This is a genomic window from Delftia sp. ZNC0008 (genome assembly GCF_000799035.1).
Taxonomy (GTDB): Bacteria; Pseudomonadota; Gammaproteobacteria; order Burkholderiales; family Burkholderiaceae_C; genus Comamonas; species Comamonas tsuruhatensis.
Map to the genome: position 1 here is coordinate 1 of NZ_JTKZ01000589.1, position 385 is coordinate 385.

1 protein-coding gene is annotated in these 385 nt (G+C 70.6%); it reads left to right on the plus strand.

The genetic code is table 11. The features are described from left to right. Positions 1 to 385, plus strand: a 385-nt coding sequence (locus tag L995_RS19495) for a contractile injection system protein, VgrG/Pvc8 family (RefSeq protein WP_047473080.1), incomplete at both ends; no start/stop codon positions are given.

Sequence of the window (385 nt, forward strand, 5' to 3'; positions counted from 1 at the left end):
ACCGGGCCATGCGCACGACGGCCATGAAACCTACGAATGGCCGGGCGGCTACACGGAGTACGGCGATGGAGATGCCTACATCCGCGTGCGCCTGAAGCAAGGCCTCACGGGCCACAGCCGGGTGCGGGGCCAGTCCTGCCACCGGGCGCTGGCCACGGGCTACACCTTCAGCCTCTACAACTACCCGCGCGGGGACCAGAACCGGCAGTACCTGATCACGGGCCTGAGCTACCACCTCAAGGAGAACCCCCGCGTCAGCGCCGTCGCCCCGGGCGCCAAGGGCAGCGCCGCCGAAGACGGCTCCTTCCAGCGCTACGAGCTGCAGGCCCAGCCCACCAGCCTGGCCTTCACGCCGCCGCGCACCACGCCCAAGCCGCGCACCACG